Genomic DNA, 14,336 nt, shown 5'->3' with positions numbered 1-14,336 from the left:
GATATAAATCATGGCAAAAGAGTCAATAAAAGCTAGAGAGAGAAAAAGAGAAAGACTGGTAGCTAAGTTCGCGGCTAAAAGAGAAGCTCTAAAGAAAGCAGAAGACTGGAGAGGTCTTGATGCACTACCTAAGAACTCTTCTCCGGTAAGATTACATAATAGATGTAAACTTACAGGTCGTCCAAAAGGATACATGAGAAGATTCGGTATCAACAGGGTTACTTTTAGAGAGATGGCCAACAGCGGCTTGATCCCAGGCGTTACCAAATCTTCTTGGTAAAAAAAGTTTTTTTTCTTTATCAGAATTATTATCTTTGCAGCCCAGTTAGATAAGTCACGCCCGTGATACTGTCTGACGTTGGCTTAAGGTATCCATAATATTAACTTAGTAAAATGATTACAACGGATCCAATAGCAGATTTTCTTACCAGAATCAGAAATGCTATTAAAGCGAGGCATAGAGTAGTAGATATTCCGGCCTCTAACCTGAAGAAAGAGTTAACTGCTCTGCTTTATGACAAGGGCTATATTGCCAGTTATAAATTCGAGGATAACGGTCCTCAAGGAAACATTAAGATTGCCTTGAAATACAATCCTCAAACTAAAAAGTCAGCTATCGTGAACCTTACCAGAGTTTCTAAGCCTGGTTTACGTAAGTATGTGAAATCTAGCGAATTACCGCGCGTGTTGAACGGATTAGGTATCGCTGTGATCTCTACTTCAAAAGGTATCATTACTGACAAAGAAGCTCGTACCCTTAATGTAGGTGGCGAGGTATTGTGTTACGTATATTAATCAATTGGTTGACCGCTCAGCTGCTTAGAGTAGCTGAGCCTTAAACGTTTTAACATGTCAAGAATAGGTAAAAAGCCGATCAACATTCCAGCAGGAGTGACCGTAACCGTAGCCGATGGCAACGTGATTACTGCTAAAGGACCAAAAGGTCAGTTGCAGCAAAAGATTGATGCAGATCTAAAAGTTTCAATTGAAGACGGTATCTTAACCGTAGAAAGACCTACCGAACAAAAAAGACACAAAGCTCTTCATGGTTTGTCTCGTACTTTGATCAACAACTTAGTTGAAGGTGTTAGTACAGGATTTAAAAAGGAATTGGAGTTAGTGGGTGTGGGTTACAAAGCTACTAATAATGGCAACGTAATCGATATGTCTTTGGGTTACTCTCATAACATTATCTTCGTAGTTCCTTCTGAGATATCAGTAGCTACAAGAATGGAAAAGGGTAAAAACCCTATCATCACTTTGGAAGGTAATGATAAGCAACTACTTGGAATGGTCTGTGCAAAAATCAGATCATTACGTAAGATTGAACCATACAAAGGAAAAGGTATTCGCTTTGTGGGTGAAGTGGTGAGAAGAAAAGCTGGTAAAACAGCCGGTAAGAAATAATTAAGAACTTCAATTTTTAACATATATGTCTAGTGTTAAGTCTGAAAGAAGACAAAAAATCAAATGGAGAATTAGAAAAAGAGTAAACGGTACGGCTGAAAGACCTCGTTTGACTGTTTTTCGTAGCAACACTGGAATCTACGCTCAATTAATTGATGACGTAGCTGGCAAAACTCTTGCCGCTGCCTCTTCAAGAGAGCTGGGTCTAAAATCTTTAAATGTAGAGAACTCAAAGCAAGTGGGTGCTGCAGTCGCTAAAAAAGCACAAGAAGCAGGTATCAATAGCATCGTATTCGATCGTAACGGTTACCTATATCACGGAAATGTGAAAGCTTTGGCCGACGGTGCGAGAGAAGCAGGACTTAACTTTTAATACTATCTAAATGAAAGCGATAAAAGTAAACGAATCAGAATTAAAAGAGAAAGTTGTAGCTATCAACCGAGTTGCTAAAGTTGTAAAAGGTGGTCGTAGATTCAGCTTTTCAGCGATCGTAGTTCTTGGTGACGGTCAAGGTGCAGTAGGTCAAGGTTTAGGTAAAGCTAACGAGGTGACTGATGCTATTTCTAAAGCCGTTGAAGATGCTCGTAAAAACTTGGTGAACGTGCCTATCATTAACGGTACTGTTCCTCACGATATGGAAGGTAAATTCTCAGGTGGTTTCGTATATGTAAAACCAGCTGCTCCTGGTACGGGAGTAATCGCTGGTGGTGCTATGCGTGCCGTATTGGAAGCTGCCGGTGTACATAACGTACTTGCCAAGTCTAAAGGTTCTTCTAACCCTCATAACGTGGTTAAAGCTACTATTGATGCTTTAGCTAAAATGAGAGCTCCGCACGAAGTAGCGATGCAGAGACGTGTGAAATTGAATAAAGTATTTAATGGCTAATACGGCCTCAAACATTTGTAAAAATGGCTAAAGTGAAAGTTACTCAAGTTAGAAGTACGATCAAGAGACCTAAGACCCAAAAACTAACTATGCTAGCTTTAGGTTTGACTAAAATCGGTAATTCGGTGGAAGTTGAAGCTACACCTGCTATAGAAGGTATGATCAGAAAGGTCAATCATCTTATAACTGTTGAGAACATTTAATCAGGGATAACCGAGTAGTAGAAATACTGCGATAAATTTTGTAAAGATGAAATTAGAAACATTAAAACCCGCTCAAGGTTCTGTTAGAAACAATACCCGTTTAGGTAGAGGTCAAGGTTCCGGCGGTGGCGGTACAGCCAAGAGAGGTCATAAAGGTGCTAAATCTAGATCTGGTTACAGCCAGAAAAGAGGATTTGAAGGTGGTCAGATGCCACTTCAAAGACGTGTACCTAAATTTGGTTTCAATAATATCAACCGTGTGGCTTACAAAGCAATCAACTTGGATACTATCCAAGCTTTGTTTGACAAAACTAAAGAAAGCAATATCACTGTTGCCTTCTTAAAAGAACACGGTTTGGTGGCTAAATCTGATCTTGTTAAGATCTTAGGTCGTGGTGAGCTTAACGCAGCAGTTAATGTAACTGTACATGCGTTCTCTCAATCTGCGATTGACGCCATCACCAAGGCAGGAGGTTCTGCTTCGGTATTGGGCCAGGAAGTACAAGGCGCCGAATAATTGATAAAAGACTATGAAGAAATTTATAACCACCCTAAAAAACATCTGGTCAATTGAAGAGCTAAGAAACAGAATTCTAGCTACCTTCTTTATAATTGTAGTCTTTAGAATAGGATCACATATCACATTGCCTGGTGTGGATCCAACCAGATTAGCAGATTTAACAGGGGGGAACGGGCTTTTGGGCCTTCTGGATACCTTAGTGGGAGGTGCATTTAGTAATGCTTCTGTGATGGCATTAGGTATTATGCCTTACATCTCAGCTTCCATTGCGGTACAGTTATTAGGTTTGGCTCTACCTTATTTCTCTAAATTACAGAAAGAAGGTGAGTCAGGCAGAAAGAAACTGAATCAGATTACCCGCTGGCTGACTATAGCCGTGACTATAACACAAGGTTTCGCTTATTTGAAATCTACTATCCCTACAGACGCCATCATGATTAGTCAGGGGCTGTTCTATGTATCCAGTGTGATACTTCTAGTGGGTGGTACTATGATGTGTTTGTGGTTAGGTGAGCGCATTACAGAGAAGGGTATAGGTAATGGTATCTCCATGATCATCATGATTGGTATCGTATCTCGTTTCCCTGGCGCCATCATCGGTGAAGGTCGAGCTAGAATTGCAGACGGTCAACCGCTTTACTTTATTTTAGAACTTGTAGTTCTATTCTTAGTAGTAGTGTTTGCCGTGGCTATGACGCAAGCTGTTCGCAGAGTTCCTGTGCAATACGCTAAGCAGATCGTTGGTAACAAAACGGTTACAGGTCAACGTCAATATCTTCCTTTGAAATTGAACATTTCAGGGGTTATGCCTATCATCTTTGGTCAGGCATTGATGTTCGTTCCTTCGTTTATTGCCGGATATTTCGCTGAAAAAAGTGATACTGCTCAGTACATTGCTACTGTCTTTGGAGACTTTACTTCTTGGCAGTATAACTTAACGTATGCGATATTAATCATTGCTTTCACTTTCTTCTATACAGCTATCTCGATTAATCCTAATCAGATTGCTGATGATATGAAGAGAGGTGGCGGATTTATTCCTGGTATTAAACCTGGACAGGCTACGTCAGATTTTATAGCTCAAGTTTTAGATCGTATAACTTTACCGGGTGCCATTCTATTAGCTTGTATCGCAATTTTCCCTGCGATTGCCAGCTTATTTGGAATGACACAACTCTTCGCCTCCTTCTTTGGAGGAACTTCCTTGTTGATATTAGTGGGGGTGGTGCTGGATACGCTTCAGCAAATTGAAAGTTATCTTTTGATGAAGCGAATGGAAGGCCTAATGGAATCCGGAAGGATTGTTGGAAGAGAAGAGTTGGTAAAATAATGAAAGGAGTAGTTCTTAAAAGTAGGGAAGAGGCGGAGATCATTAAGGCAAACGGAGATATCCTGGGTCGAGCTCACGGGGAAGTGGCGAAGAGGATTGAGGAAGGAGTGAAGACCAGTTTGTTAGACAAGATAGCTGAAGAGTTTATTTTGGATCATCAGGCTAAACCTTCTTTTAAGAACTATAACGGTTTTCCCTTTTCCCTGTGTATTTCTGTTAATGAAGTTGTAGTACACGGTTTCCCAAATGATAGGGAATTGAAAAGTGGCGACATCATCTCGGTGGATTGTGGAGTTTACAAGAATGGTTTTCACGCGGACAGTGCCTATACTTACTTAGTAGGTGAGGTGGATGCAAAAACCAAAACCTTAGTAAAAGACACCAAAGCCTCTTTATACGAAGGTATCAAGGTGGTGAGACCGGGTCAGCGAATAGGTGATTTGGGATATGCCATTCAGAACTATACAGAAGAAAGAGGTTACGGTGTAGTAAGGGAGTTAGTGGGTCATGGTGTAGGAAAGAATCTTCACGAAGGACCCGATGTTCCTAACTATGGAAAGCGCGGTCAGGGAACTAAAATGGAGGCAGGAATGGTTTTAGCCATTGAGCCTATGATTACTCTGGGTAAGCGATTTGTAGTTCAGGAAAGAGATGGTTGGACCATTCGTACGGAAGATCGCCAGCCGGCAGCTCATTTTGAACACACGGTATGGTTAACTCCGGGAGGTTGTGAAATCTTAACGACGTTCGACTATATCGAAGAAGTGTTAAAAAGTAAAAATTTGGAAGTTTTATAAAATATGGCAAAACAATCAAACATAGAAGTAGACGGAGTCATTTTGGAGGCATTGTCTAACGCCATGTTTAAAGTCCAGCTCGACAATAAGCATGAGGTGATCGCTCATATTTCCGGTAAAATGCGTATGAATTACATTCGTATCCTCCCTGGAGATAAAGTTAAATTGGAGATGTCGCCCTATGACTTATCAAAAGCAAGAATTACGTACAGGTATAAGTAAGGATATTTTAATACGACAGTAATGAAAGTTAAAGCATCAGTTAAAAAGCGTAGTGAAGACTGCAAAGTGATCAGACGCAAAGGTAAAATTTACGTTATCAATAAGAAAAATCCTAAGTTTAAACAAAGACAAGGTTAATATTTTATGAGGATCTCAGGGGTAGATATTCCAGACAAAAAGAGAGGAGAAATCTCTCTTACCTATATTTACGGTATAGGTCGTAGCACAGCTAAGCATATTCTTAGCCAAGCAAATGTATCAGTGGACAAGAAAGCGGGCGAATGGTCTGATGACGAAGCGAACGCTATCCGTGCCATCATTAGCAACGAATTCAAAGTAGAAGGTGCTCTTCGCTCTGAAGTTCAATTGAGCATTAAGCGTCTGATGGACATCGGTTGTTACCGTGGTTTAAGACACAGAAAAGGTCTTCCTTTAAGAGGTCAAAAAACTAAGAACAACTCGCGTACTCGTAAAGGTAAGCGTAAGACGATAGCTAACAAGAAGAAAGCTACCAAATAATAAATAATCAAGATCAGGGGAGGGCATTTTGCTTTCCTGCCTTAATTTTTCATTTTCTAATATAATGGCACAAGCTAAAAGAAAAGATAAAGCTAAAAAGCGCATAGTAGTTGTAGAACCTTATGGACAGGTTCATATTAAGGCTTCTTTCAACAACATCATCATTTCGGTGACAAACAGTACAGGACAAGTAATTTCATGGGCTTCTGCCGGTAAAATGGGCTTCAGAGGTTCTAAGAAAAATACTCCGTACGCAGCGCAGATGGCAGCTCAAAACTGTTGTCAAGTAGCTTACGATCTAGGTATGCGTAAAGCAGACATCTTTGTGAAAGGTCCTGGTTCTGGTAGAGAATCAGCAATGAGAACAGTACAGAGCGTAGGTATCGATGTAGTGAACATCTTTGATGTTACTCCTATGCCTCACAACGGTTGTAGACCTCCAAAGAGAAGAAGAGTTTAATCATATAAAACATACAAATGTTAGTTTGGACATTGGGGCTAACGATTTGAATAATAAAATAAAATGGCAAGATATACAGGTCCGAAATCCAAGATTTCAAGAAAGTTCGGCGAGGCAGTTTTAGGGCCGAGCAAAGCATTAGCTAAGAAGGCATATCCTCCGGGTCAACACGGAAGAGGCAGAAGAGGTAAAAAATCTGACTATGCCCTTCAGTTGTTAGAAAAGCAAAAGATCAAATATACATACGGTGTTCTTGAGCGTCAGTTTGCGAGAATCTTCCACCTTGCTGGTGTTAAAGAAGGTCAAACCGGTGAAAACCTGATCAAACTTTGTGAATCCAGATTGGATAACATCGTTTACAGACTAGGTATTGCCCCTACACGTAGAGCGGCTCGCCAGTTAGTTACTCACAAACATATCCTCCTTGATGGCGAAGTAAGTAATATTCCGTCTATTCTGGTTAAACCAGGACAAAAAGTGGCCGTTCGTGAGAAATCTAAAGCGCTGGATACGATTACTACTGCTACCAGCCTTAACGCTGCTAAGAAGTACGGATGGTTGGAATTTGACAACGCAGAACTAACAGGACTCTTTATTAACTACCCCGATTTAGAGCAAATTCCTGAGCAGTTCAATGTACAAGCGGTTGTCGAATTGTACAACAAATAATTTTTATATAATTTTCCACCTCTGTGGTTTTCCACGGAGGTGGAAAATACTATTTGGGATAATCCCAAACTTATTTCGTTAACGAAAACAAAACAGCACAGTATGTCAATTTTAGCATTTCAAATGCCCGACAAAGTCGTAATGGAGAAAGCTGACGACTTTCATGGTTTTTTCGAATTCAAGCCGCTGGAAAGAGGCTACGGAGTGACCATAGGCAATGCGCTGCGTCGTATCTTGTTGTCTTCATTAGAGGGTTATGCGATTACATCCGTGAGATTCCCGGGTGTGCTTCATGAGTTTTCTGCGATTGAAGGTGTTGTAGATGATGTTACTGAGATAGTTTTGAATCTTAAGCAAGTTAGATTCAAAAAGATCGCAGACTATGTAGATAATAAAATCACAGTTAAAGTTAAGAACCAAACAGAAATTACTGCCGGTGATATCGGTAAGTATACTTCTTCCTTTGAAATTCTTAACCCTGATTTGGTGATCGCTCGTCTGGATTCTAAAAAAGAACTAGAGTTTGAGATCATCGTAGACAAAGGTAGAGGTTATGTTCCAAGTGAGGAACAAAAAACCGCTGACCTTCCTATCGGGTTTATCGCGATAGACTCTATCTATACACCCATCAAAAATGTGAAGTATAGCATTGAGAATACGCGTGTGGAACAAAGAACTGACTATGAGAAACTCCTTTTGGAGATCAAAACTGACGGTTCTATCCATCCTGAGAAAGCTTTACAAGAAGCTTCTCATATCTTGATCCAACACTTCTTGAAGTTCACAGATGAGAACATGGTGTTCGATTCTAAGAGTGATGAAGAAGATAACATGGTGGATGAAGAATTCTTACACATGCGTAAACTTCTTAAGACTCCATTGCAAGACTTGGATCTTTCAGTAAGGGCATACAACTGTCTAAAATCTGCTGATATCCGTACTCTAGGTGATCTTGCTCGTCTTGAAGTAGCAGACATGATGAAGTTTAGAAACTTTGGTAAGAAATCTTTAACTGAATTGGAACAACTTATCGCTGATAAGCAGTTGCACTTCGGTATGGATGTTTCCAAGTATAAGCTTGACGAAGATTAATCGCAGAATTAAATTATATGTAAAATCGTAATAGGTGGGAAGTAATTACTGCGATGTACTTCTTAACCGTTACTTACGAAAATCAAAATTATGAGACACGGTAAAAGAATTAACCACCTCGGAAGAACAAAATCACACAGAGACGCCCTTATGGCTAATATGGCGGTTTCTTTGATCAAAGCCAAAAGAATTGAAACAACTGTTGCTAAAGCTAAAGCTTTAAGAAAGTATGTTGAGCCTCTTTTGACTAAAGGTAAAAACGATACTACTCACTCAAGAAGGGTGGTGTTCTCTTACCTTCAAGATAAAGAAGCTATCAAAGAGCTTTTTGGAGCTATCGCTGTAAAGATTGCTGAAAGAAACGGTGGTTATACCCGCATCATCAAATTAGGCCAAAGACAAGGTGACAATGCTGAAATGGCATTGATCGAATTAGTTGACTTCAACGAGAACCTATTATCTGCAGCTTCTGAAACTACAGAAACTAAAGCTAAACGTTCTAGAAGAGGTAAGAGCAAGAAAGCTGAAGCTACTGCTGAGTCTGCTCCTGAAGCAGCTCCTGCGGTGGAAGAAGCACCTGCTGCTGATGCTTCTGAAGAAGAGACTAAAGCATAATTTGACAGAAGGTCTTTTAAAGAATCCCCGAATGAAAGTTCGGGGATTCTTGTTTGTGTGCCCAGCATGTGCAATAACTCTAGGGTGTAAGTCCCGAACACGCCTTTACAGTGGGAAGTGTTAGCTTATGACAAGGGTGTCCACCGTGAGGTGGAATCTGAAGGAAGTCTGAGGCAAAACCTCGATCCGACGAACAGAAACTACATACAAGGCCGCAAGTGTTGGGTGAGGCTGCAAAACAAGCCAAAGCCCTAAACTGTACGGAAACACTATGGTAAATGTAGCGGATATATGAGGTGAAAGTTATTGTTCTTACCTGGGGAGATCTGACTAAACTCTGTCAAAGGTATACGCGAATGCCCGCGAAGAAACATATAGCAGAATAATAATGCTAGTATGCTTTAGTCAGAAGTCAGCAGAGGACATAGTACCCTGTTTCTCTACTTTATACAGGGGAAGGTCTGAATGTTAGAATGGCAAAGGAACCATGAAGTTTATGACGAAGTGTTAAAAGCCGAACCACATAAGAGAACTGCTTGCATGAGGGTAGGTCGGAAACTGATAGTAAAATGCAAGAGGAGCTTAGCTGAGTCGTGCAACGAAGTGGACACAATGCCTGAGGTTTTTTTTAGTAATACTATGTTGGAAGAGATATTACACATCCGAAATGTCAAACACGCAGTTGATCGTGTCATCTCTAATGGAGGTGCTAGCGGAGTTGATGGTATGCAGATCGATAATCTTCGTGACTACCTTAACACGCACTGGCAATCCCTGCGATCGGATATTCTCTCTGGCACTTACCGCCCACAAGCTGTTCGGAAAGTAGAGATTCCCAAAGCAAGTGGCGGCAAGCGTATGCTGGGTATCCCAACGGTCATCGACCGTGTTATTCAGCAAAGCATTTCCCAATGGCTTGGGTTAAAGTATGAGGGTGATTTTCACGATAACAGCTACGGCTTCCGTCCGAATCGTAATGCTCATCAGGCCGTCATTAAAGCGCAAGAGTATCTGAACTTGGGCTACACGTGGGTCGTTGAACTTGATTTGGAACAATTCTTCGATCAAGTGAACCACGACATACTGATGCATCTTTTGAGCAAGAAGATTACGGATCGTCGAGTCCTAGCGCTGATCGGGAAATACCTTCGTTGTGGGATTATGGATCATGGTCTTGAACAAAAGCGAACCAAGGGCACACCACAGGGCAGTCCTTTAAGTCCACTTTTGTCAAACATCATCCTGAACGAACTGGATACGGAACTCAGCTCCCGTGGACATCGATTTGTACGTTATGCGGATGACTGTAGTATCTACGCGAAGAGCAATAAATCCGCCACTCGTATTATGCGCAACATCACCAGTTACATCGAATCTACACTAAAACTGAAAGTGAACCGTGAAAAGAGTAAGGTAAGCAAACCTTCCCAAAGTAGTTTACTCGGCTTTAGTTTCTTCAAAACTCAAGGAGATTGGCAGATTCGTATCTCTGCAAAGAGTATCGAACGAATCCGAGAGAAGTTACGTCAAAATACTCGACGTAATACAGCTACTCCTATGCATGAGCGACTGACTAAACTACGGCAAATTATTCACGGCTGGGTGGATTACTTTCGTATAGCAACGAATAAGAAGGTGATGGTAACACTAGATGAACTAGTGCGAAGACGCTTGCGTGTTCTGCTTTGGAAGCAATGGAAGACCGCAGGTAATCGAATTCGGAACTTAATGAAACTGGGAGCCAAACGCTGGCTTGCCTACCAACATGCGAACACCCGTAAATCCTATACTCGGACAGGGACAAGCCCTATCGTTCAAACAACGCTAACAAACTCATACTTTACTAAACTAGGCTACGAAGGATTTGCAGACTACTATTACTGGAGAACAACGCATCAAACGACGTTATTCTAACAAACCGCCTTGGTACGGATCCGTATGCCGGGTGGTGTGAGAGGACAGATAGGGAAATAATCCCTATCTTCCTACTCGATTATAGCCTGATATTTTAGGGTTCTATGGCAAAGCGTATGCTACGTAGCTATCGCCCTTTTTGGTGCCCAATTTAGTACCTCCCGCAGCAATTACGATATACTGTTTACCCTTGATTTGATATGTAGCTGGAGTAGCAAAACCGGCAGCGGGGAGTTCTGTTTCCCTGATCATTTTTCCGTTTTCCTTATTGAAGGCACGGAACTTACCGTCTTTAGTGGCAGCAATAAAGAGTAATCCACTTTTAGTAACCAATGGCCCCCCATAGTTCTCAGTGCCTGTAATGGGAATTCCTTTCTGCGTTAACTCTTTGAATTCACCTAAGGGTATTTGCCATTTATGTTGGCCAGTATTGAGGTCAATAGCCGTTAAGGTTCCCCACGGGGGACTAATGGCAGGGTAACCGTCCTTGTTCAGGAATTTGGTATAACCATTGAATTTATAAGGTACATATACCTTCTTATTCCCAGTAGTATTTCCCATAGGTTCTTTCTTCTCTTCACCTTGGATAAAGGCAATGATGGCTTCTTTTTCAGAAGCAGAAACACTATTAAATCCTGGCATCATACCTTTACCATTGGTGATGATTTTGAGGATATCCTGTTTTTCCATCCTTTCTTTTATGCCTAAGAGGGAAGGGAATCCACTTCCGGGATTTCCTTTTAGTTCTTTGCCATGACACACTGAACAGTAGGTGCTGTAAGCTTTTTCACCTGGACTTAGGAGAGTTAATTCATCTTCTTTAGGGTTTTCTGAGAGGCTAAATATCCAGGCCATTTCATTGGAATTGACATACATTACCCCTTCCTTGTCTACTGCAGCGCCTCCCCATTCTGCCCCACCATCTGCTCCCGGGAAGAGGATAGTAGGGGTTTTGCTTAAGGGTATATAGTGTCCTTTGTAAGCATTTTTATATAAGGTAAGCAGGCTGTCATGATCACTTGAGAAGTTGTTCAGATCATTCTCTGTGATATGTTGTCTGGCAAAGGGAGCGGGAAGAGTAGGGTAGGGTTGGGTAGGCCATGCCTTTTCTTCCGGTAGTACGGATTTGGGTACTGGTCTTTCTTCAATAGGGAAGATGGGCTTGCCAGTCTCTCTCTCAAAGACGAAGACAAACCCGGACTTTGTTACCTGCGCTACCACATCAATTTTCTTTCCATCTTTTCGAATGGTCAAAAGGTTAGGAGGTGCAGGCAGGTCTCTGTCCCATAGGTCATGATGAACGGTTTGGAAATGCCACTTCCTTTGGCCTGTTTTTGCGTCTAAGGCTATAAGGCAGTTGGCAAAAAGATTTTCCCCTTCTCTGTTTCCTCCATAAAAATCAAAGCCTGCTGATCCTGTAGGGACGAATAGTAGGCCTCTTTTCCGGTCAATGGCCATACCTGACCAGTTATTCGCAGCTCCTATTTCTTCATTTCTATAAGCATCTTTTGGCCAGGTATCATATCCAAACTCGCCTGGATGAGGGATGGTATGGAATACCCAGTCTAGATTACCCGTAATGACATTGAAGGCCTGGATATAACCGGGTGCGGCATCTGCTCCTTCTGAAACTCGTAATGGCATGATGATCTTATCTTCAAACAAGGTTCCAGGGGTAGTTGAAATAACGAATTTATCCTTTGCATTATCTCCAAGTCCTGATTTCAGGCTGACTTTCCCATCATCTCCAAAGCTGCTGATCTTTTCACCCGTTTCAGCGTTAACTGCGTAAAGCCATTCCCCGAAACAGTAAAGTATACGTGCCGGTTCACCTGATTTTTTATCTTCCCAATAGGTTACTCCTCTGTTAGTATTGAAGAAGGATTTCTCTTTACCTCCCCAGAATTTCCAAAGTTCTTCTCCGGTTTCAGCGTTGATGGCGAAAAGTCCGTTAGATGCGGTCACACCGTACATTTTCCCATTCACGATGATAGGGTTACACTGGATTTGGCCGGTATCAAGGGTATGATATTCCCAGGCCACTTGCAGGTTCTTAACGTTTTCCGGGTTAATCTGATCCAAAGAGGAATAATGGTTTCTGTCTGGGCCACCTAGATATTCTCTCCATTCATCTTCCTTTTCCGCTTGGCAGCTTGCCAAAACGGAAAAGAGTAGAGTGATTTTTAGTAAGGTTTTCATGTTAAGGTTGAATATTCTCCAAATGTAGATAAAAATGGGAATACCCTCACCAAAGGTAAGCTAGCTACTCAAAGTATGGCATCTAGGGATCTTTGTCACCCCAGCACCTCAAAAGCGCGGATTTCTTTCTCTTTGTTTTTCACCGTAATAGCGCCTACTTCTTGGCAGTTGAAGGATTCTTTGATCTTTTCGTAATCATCTTCTGCCAGGAGGATCTGTCCGGGCTTAGCTGCCGTTTGAAGTCTTTGTGCCGTGTTTACGGTATCGCCGATCACCGTATAGTCTAGTCGCTTCAACGTAACGGAGCCAATATTTCCGGATACCATCTCTCCACTCTTGATTCCTGTGGCCAGTTGAGGCACGAAATCCGGTTTGCCTTCTAAGGGCTCTGAAATCTTTTGGATCTCTTCTCTCACCTTTAATGCTGCTTCAATGGCCCTGTCCAGATGATATTCCCCTTTGAAGATGGCCATAATGGCATCGCCCATAAACTTATCCACTGTACCATGATGTGCGATGATCTCTTTGACCATGATGTCAAAGTATTTATTGATGAGTTTAACCACCACATCCGGCTTCTCTTTTTCAGAGATGGCGGTGAAGCCGCAAATGTCCATGAAGACCGCCGTACCAGAGATGATTTCACTGGAGATGATGGAATTTTCAAATTCCTGCCTTGACATGAATTTCAATACGGAATCATCCACGTACATGCGGAGTATATTATTCTCCCGGATAGCAGTAAGGGTTTGCTTCAGTTGTTCAATGTGCTTTATGGTCTTCTCCATGGTGATCTCGAGGTCATCGAAGTTCACCGGTTTGCATACGAAGTCGAAAGCTCCTCTATTCATGGCTATACGGATATTGTCCATGTCACCATAAGCAGAAACCATCACTACTTTAACTAAAGGATTGCATTCATTGATCTTGATTAATAAGGTCAATCCGTCCATTTCAGGCATGTTGATGTCACTAAGCACTAAGGCGATGTCTTGCTGCTCATCCAGGATTTCTAATGCCTGTCGTCCATTTTCTGCAAATACAAATTCATACTTGTTTTCCCTGATCTGTTTTCGGAACTTCTGTTTGATTAAGATCTGCAAATCCGTTTCATCATCTACTACCAGAATCTTCATTTCAATAGTTTGCCTTTTAATGCATTAAAATCAAGGGGCTTAGTTAAAAAGTCATTAGCTCCCCATTGTAAAGCCTTATTTCTATTTTCCTCATCTCCGTAAGCTGTAATCATCAGGATTTCAGGTGGAGTTTGAGGATGTTCTTTCCGAATGTGTTGCAGTAAATCCAAACCGCTCATGCCCGGCATGTTGATGTCAGAGAGGATAAGCACTGATTCAGGATTTTGGCCTTCTAGGTAGACCAATGCTTCTTCACCAGAGAACGCAAATTCAAAGCTCACAACTCCTTGTCTGATTTCCTTTCTAAACTTCTGTAAGAAAAGGTCTTTCACATCCTTTTCGTCATCTACTACCAATATATGCATT

20 protein-coding genes are annotated in these 14,336 nt (G+C 41.6%); 17 read left to right on the top strand and 3 right to left on the bottom strand.

The window, feature by feature from the left end; genetic code table 11:
• Positions 1 to 10 precede the first annotated feature (10 nt).
• The 17 genes from rpsN to ltrA all read left to right on the top strand — a co-directional run bounded on the left by rpsN (position 11) and on the right by ltrA (position 10,635).
• On the top strand, positions 11 to 280 hold the full coding sequence (rpsN, locus tag LBYS_RS09035; RefSeq protein ID WP_013408572.1) for a 30S ribosomal protein S14: 270 nt from the start codon (positions 11 to 13) through the stop codon (positions 278 to 280).
• Positions 281 to 393: 113 nt separating this feature from the next.
• Positions 394 to 795 carry a 30S ribosomal protein S8 gene (gene rpsH / locus LBYS_RS09030; RefSeq protein WP_013408571.1) on the top strand — a complete coding sequence of 134 codons (402 nt, stop codon included), beginning with the start codon at positions 394 to 396 and terminating at the stop codon, positions 793 to 795.
• 54 nt (positions 796 to 849) lie between these two features.
• Positions 850 to 1,407 carry a 50S ribosomal protein L6 gene (rplF, locus tag LBYS_RS09025; protein ID WP_013408570.1) on the top strand — a complete coding sequence of 186 codons (558 nt, stop codon included), beginning with the start codon at positions 850 to 852 and terminating at the stop codon, positions 1,405 to 1,407.
• A 25-nt stretch (positions 1,408 to 1,432) separates the two neighbouring features.
• On the top strand, positions 1,433 to 1,780 hold the full coding sequence (rplR, locus tag LBYS_RS09020; RefSeq protein ID WP_013408569.1) for a 50S ribosomal protein L18: 348 nt from the start codon (positions 1,433 to 1,435) through the stop codon (positions 1,778 to 1,780).
• Between the two features lie 10 nt (positions 1,781 to 1,790).
• On the top strand, positions 1,791 to 2,294 hold the full coding sequence (gene rpsE / locus LBYS_RS09015; protein WP_013408568.1) for a 30S ribosomal protein S5: 504 nt from the start codon (positions 1,791 to 1,793) through the stop codon (positions 2,292 to 2,294).
• Between the two features lie 23 nt (positions 2,295 to 2,317).
• On the top strand, positions 2,318 to 2,497 hold the full coding sequence (rpmD, locus tag LBYS_RS09010; RefSeq protein ID WP_013408567.1) for a 50S ribosomal protein L30: 180 nt from the start codon (positions 2,318 to 2,320) through the stop codon (positions 2,495 to 2,497).
• A gap of 46 nt (positions 2,498 to 2,543) precedes the next feature.
• Positions 2,544 to 3,014 carry a 50S ribosomal protein L15 gene (gene rplO, locus LBYS_RS09005; protein WP_013408566.1) on the top strand — a complete coding sequence of 157 codons (471 nt, stop codon included), beginning with the start codon at positions 2,544 to 2,546 and terminating at the stop codon, positions 3,012 to 3,014.
• A 13-nt stretch (positions 3,015 to 3,027) separates the two neighbouring features.
• Positions 3,028 to 4,347: a preprotein translocase subunit SecY gene (secY, locus tag LBYS_RS09000; RefSeq protein WP_013408565.1), complete on the top strand. Its 1,320-nt coding sequence runs from the start codon at positions 3,028 to 3,030 to the stop codon at positions 4,345 to 4,347.
• The gene (gene map, locus LBYS_RS08995) at positions 4,347 to 5,144 is read left to right on the top strand and encodes a type I methionyl aminopeptidase (RefSeq protein ID WP_013408564.1); all 798 of its coding nucleotides are present in this window, start codon (positions 4,347 to 4,349) and stop codon (positions 5,142 to 5,144) included. The genes secY and map overlap by 1 nt, the downstream gene beginning before the upstream one ends.
• A 3-nt stretch (positions 5,145 to 5,147) precedes the next feature.
• Positions 5,148 to 5,366 carry a translation initiation factor IF-1 gene (gene infA, locus LBYS_RS08990; RefSeq protein WP_013408563.1) on the top strand — a complete coding sequence of 73 codons (219 nt, stop codon included), beginning with the start codon at positions 5,148 to 5,150 and terminating at the stop codon, positions 5,364 to 5,366.
• 21 nt (positions 5,367 to 5,387) lie between these two features.
• Positions 5,388 to 5,504, top strand: a complete 117-nt coding sequence (ykgO, locus tag LBYS_RS08985; RefSeq protein ID WP_013408562.1) for a type B 50S ribosomal protein L36 — start codon at positions 5,388 to 5,390, stop codon at positions 5,502 to 5,504.
• Between the two features lie 6 nt (positions 5,505 to 5,510).
• On the top strand, positions 5,511 to 5,885 hold the full coding sequence (gene rpsM, locus LBYS_RS08980) for a 30S ribosomal protein S13 (protein ID WP_013408561.1): 375 nt from the start codon (positions 5,511 to 5,513) through the stop codon (positions 5,883 to 5,885).
• 64 nt (positions 5,886 to 5,949) lie between these two features.
• Positions 5,950 to 6,345: a 30S ribosomal protein S11 gene (gene rpsK / locus LBYS_RS08975; RefSeq protein ID WP_013408560.1), complete on the top strand. Its 396-nt coding sequence runs from the start codon at positions 5,950 to 5,952 to the stop codon at positions 6,343 to 6,345.
• Positions 6,346 to 6,408: 63 nt separating this feature from the next.
• Positions 6,409 to 7,014: a 30S ribosomal protein S4 gene (gene rpsD / locus LBYS_RS08970; protein WP_013408559.1), complete on the top strand. Its 606-nt coding sequence runs from the start codon at positions 6,409 to 6,411 to the stop codon at positions 7,012 to 7,014.
• 102 nt (positions 7,015 to 7,116) lie between these two features.
• On the top strand, positions 7,117 to 8,106 hold the full coding sequence (locus LBYS_RS08965; protein WP_013408558.1) for a DNA-directed RNA polymerase subunit alpha: 990 nt from the start codon (positions 7,117 to 7,119) through the stop codon (positions 8,104 to 8,106).
• A gap of 90 nt (positions 8,107 to 8,196) precedes the next feature.
• The gene (gene rplQ / locus LBYS_RS08960; RefSeq protein ID WP_013408557.1) at positions 8,197 to 8,721 is read left to right on the top strand and encodes a 50S ribosomal protein L17; all 525 of its coding nucleotides are present in this window, start codon (positions 8,197 to 8,199) and stop codon (positions 8,719 to 8,721) included.
• A gap of 540 nt (positions 8,722 to 9,261) precedes the next feature.
• The gene (gene ltrA, locus LBYS_RS08955) at positions 9,262 to 10,635 is read left to right on the top strand and encodes a group II intron reverse transcriptase/maturase (protein ID WP_013406875.1); all 1,374 of its coding nucleotides are present in this window, start codon (positions 9,262 to 9,264) and stop codon (positions 10,633 to 10,635) included.
• Between the two features lie 102 nt (positions 10,636 to 10,737).
• Here the strand turns inward: ltrA and LBYS_RS08950 are convergent, their stop codons facing one another.
• From LBYS_RS08950 to LBYS_RS08940, 3 genes are all read right to left on the bottom strand, one after another.
• On the bottom strand, positions 10,738 to 12,834 hold the full coding sequence (locus LBYS_RS08950; RefSeq protein WP_013408555.1) for a c-type cytochrome: 2,097 nt from the start codon (positions 12,832 to 12,834) through the stop codon (positions 10,738 to 10,740).
• A 95-nt stretch (positions 12,835 to 12,929) separates the two neighbouring features.
• Positions 12,930 to 13,976: an adenylate/guanylate cyclase domain-containing response regulator gene (locus LBYS_RS08945; protein ID WP_041823547.1), complete on the bottom strand. Its 1,047-nt coding sequence runs from the start codon at positions 13,974 to 13,976 to the stop codon at positions 12,930 to 12,932.
• Positions 13,967 to 14,335, bottom strand: a complete 369-nt coding sequence (locus LBYS_RS08940; protein WP_013408553.1) for a response regulator — start codon at positions 14,333 to 14,335, stop codon at positions 13,967 to 13,969. The genes LBYS_RS08945 and LBYS_RS08940 overlap by 10 nt, the downstream gene beginning before the upstream one ends.
• Position 14,336: the final 1 nt, after the last annotated feature.

The organism is Leadbetterella byssophila DSM 17132, assembly GCF_000166395.1.
Lineage (GTDB): Bacteria > Bacteroidota > Bacteroidia > Cytophagales > Spirosomataceae > Leadbetterella > Leadbetterella byssophila.
This window is presented reverse-complemented; position numbering and strand designations above follow the sequence as displayed.

Excerpts from the sequence above, each read along its gene's own strand:
- LBYS_RS08940 (WP_013408553.1), bottom strand. The coding sequence starts at position 14,335 with ATGCATATATTGGTAGTAGATGACGAAAAGGATGTGAAAGACCTTTTC.
- rpsK (WP_013408560.1), top strand. The coding sequence starts at position 5,950 with ATGGCACAAGCTAAAAGAAAAGATAAAGCTAAAAAGCGCATAGTAGTT.
- map (WP_013408564.1), top strand. The coding sequence starts at position 4,347 with ATGAAAGGAGTAGTTCTTAAAAGTAGGGAAGAGGCGGAGATCATTAAG.
- rpsD (WP_013408559.1), top strand. The coding sequence starts at position 6,409 with ATGGCAAGATATACAGGTCCGAAATCCAAGATTTCAAGAAAGTTCGGC.
- rpsE (WP_013408568.1), top strand. The coding sequence starts at position 1,791 with ATGAAAGCGATAAAAGTAAACGAATCAGAATTAAAAGAGAAAGTTGTA.
- rpsH (WP_013408571.1), top strand. The coding sequence starts at position 394 with ATGATTACAACGGATCCAATAGCAGATTTTCTTACCAGAATCAGAAAT.
- rplQ (WP_013408557.1), top strand. The coding sequence starts at position 8,197 with ATGAGACACGGTAAAAGAATTAACCACCTCGGAAGAACAAAATCACAC.
- LBYS_RS08950 (WP_013408555.1), bottom strand. The coding sequence starts at position 12,834 with ATGAAAACCTTACTAAAAATCACTCTACTCTTTTCCGTTTTGGCAAGC.
- rplR (WP_013408569.1), top strand. The coding sequence starts at position 1,433 with ATGTCTAGTGTTAAGTCTGAAAGAAGACAAAAAATCAAATGGAGAATT.
- LBYS_RS08965 (WP_013408558.1), top strand. The coding sequence starts at position 7,117 with ATGTCAATTTTAGCATTTCAAATGCCCGACAAAGTCGTAATGGAGAAA.
- ykgO (WP_013408562.1), top strand. The coding sequence starts at position 5,388 with ATGAAAGTTAAAGCATCAGTTAAAAAGCGTAGTGAAGACTGCAAAGTG.
- secY (WP_013408565.1), top strand. The coding sequence starts at position 3,028 with ATGAAGAAATTTATAACCACCCTAAAAAACATCTGGTCAATTGAAGAG.
- rplO (WP_013408566.1), top strand. The coding sequence starts at position 2,544 with ATGAAATTAGAAACATTAAAACCCGCTCAAGGTTCTGTTAGAAACAAT.
- rpsM (WP_013408561.1), top strand. The coding sequence starts at position 5,511 with ATGAGGATCTCAGGGGTAGATATTCCAGACAAAAAGAGAGGAGAAATC.
- rpmD (WP_013408567.1), top strand. The coding sequence starts at position 2,318 with ATGGCTAAAGTGAAAGTTACTCAAGTTAGAAGTACGATCAAGAGACCT.
- rplF (WP_013408570.1), top strand. The coding sequence starts at position 850 with ATGTCAAGAATAGGTAAAAAGCCGATCAACATTCCAGCAGGAGTGACC.
- rpsN (WP_013408572.1), top strand. The coding sequence starts at position 11 with ATGGCAAAAGAGTCAATAAAAGCTAGAGAGAGAAAAAGAGAAAGACTG.
- ltrA (WP_013406875.1), top strand. The coding sequence starts at position 9,262 with ATGAGGGTAGGTCGGAAACTGATAGTAAAATGCAAGAGGAGCTTAGCT.
- infA (WP_013408563.1), top strand. The coding sequence starts at position 5,148 with ATGGCAAAACAATCAAACATAGAAGTAGACGGAGTCATTTTGGAGGCA.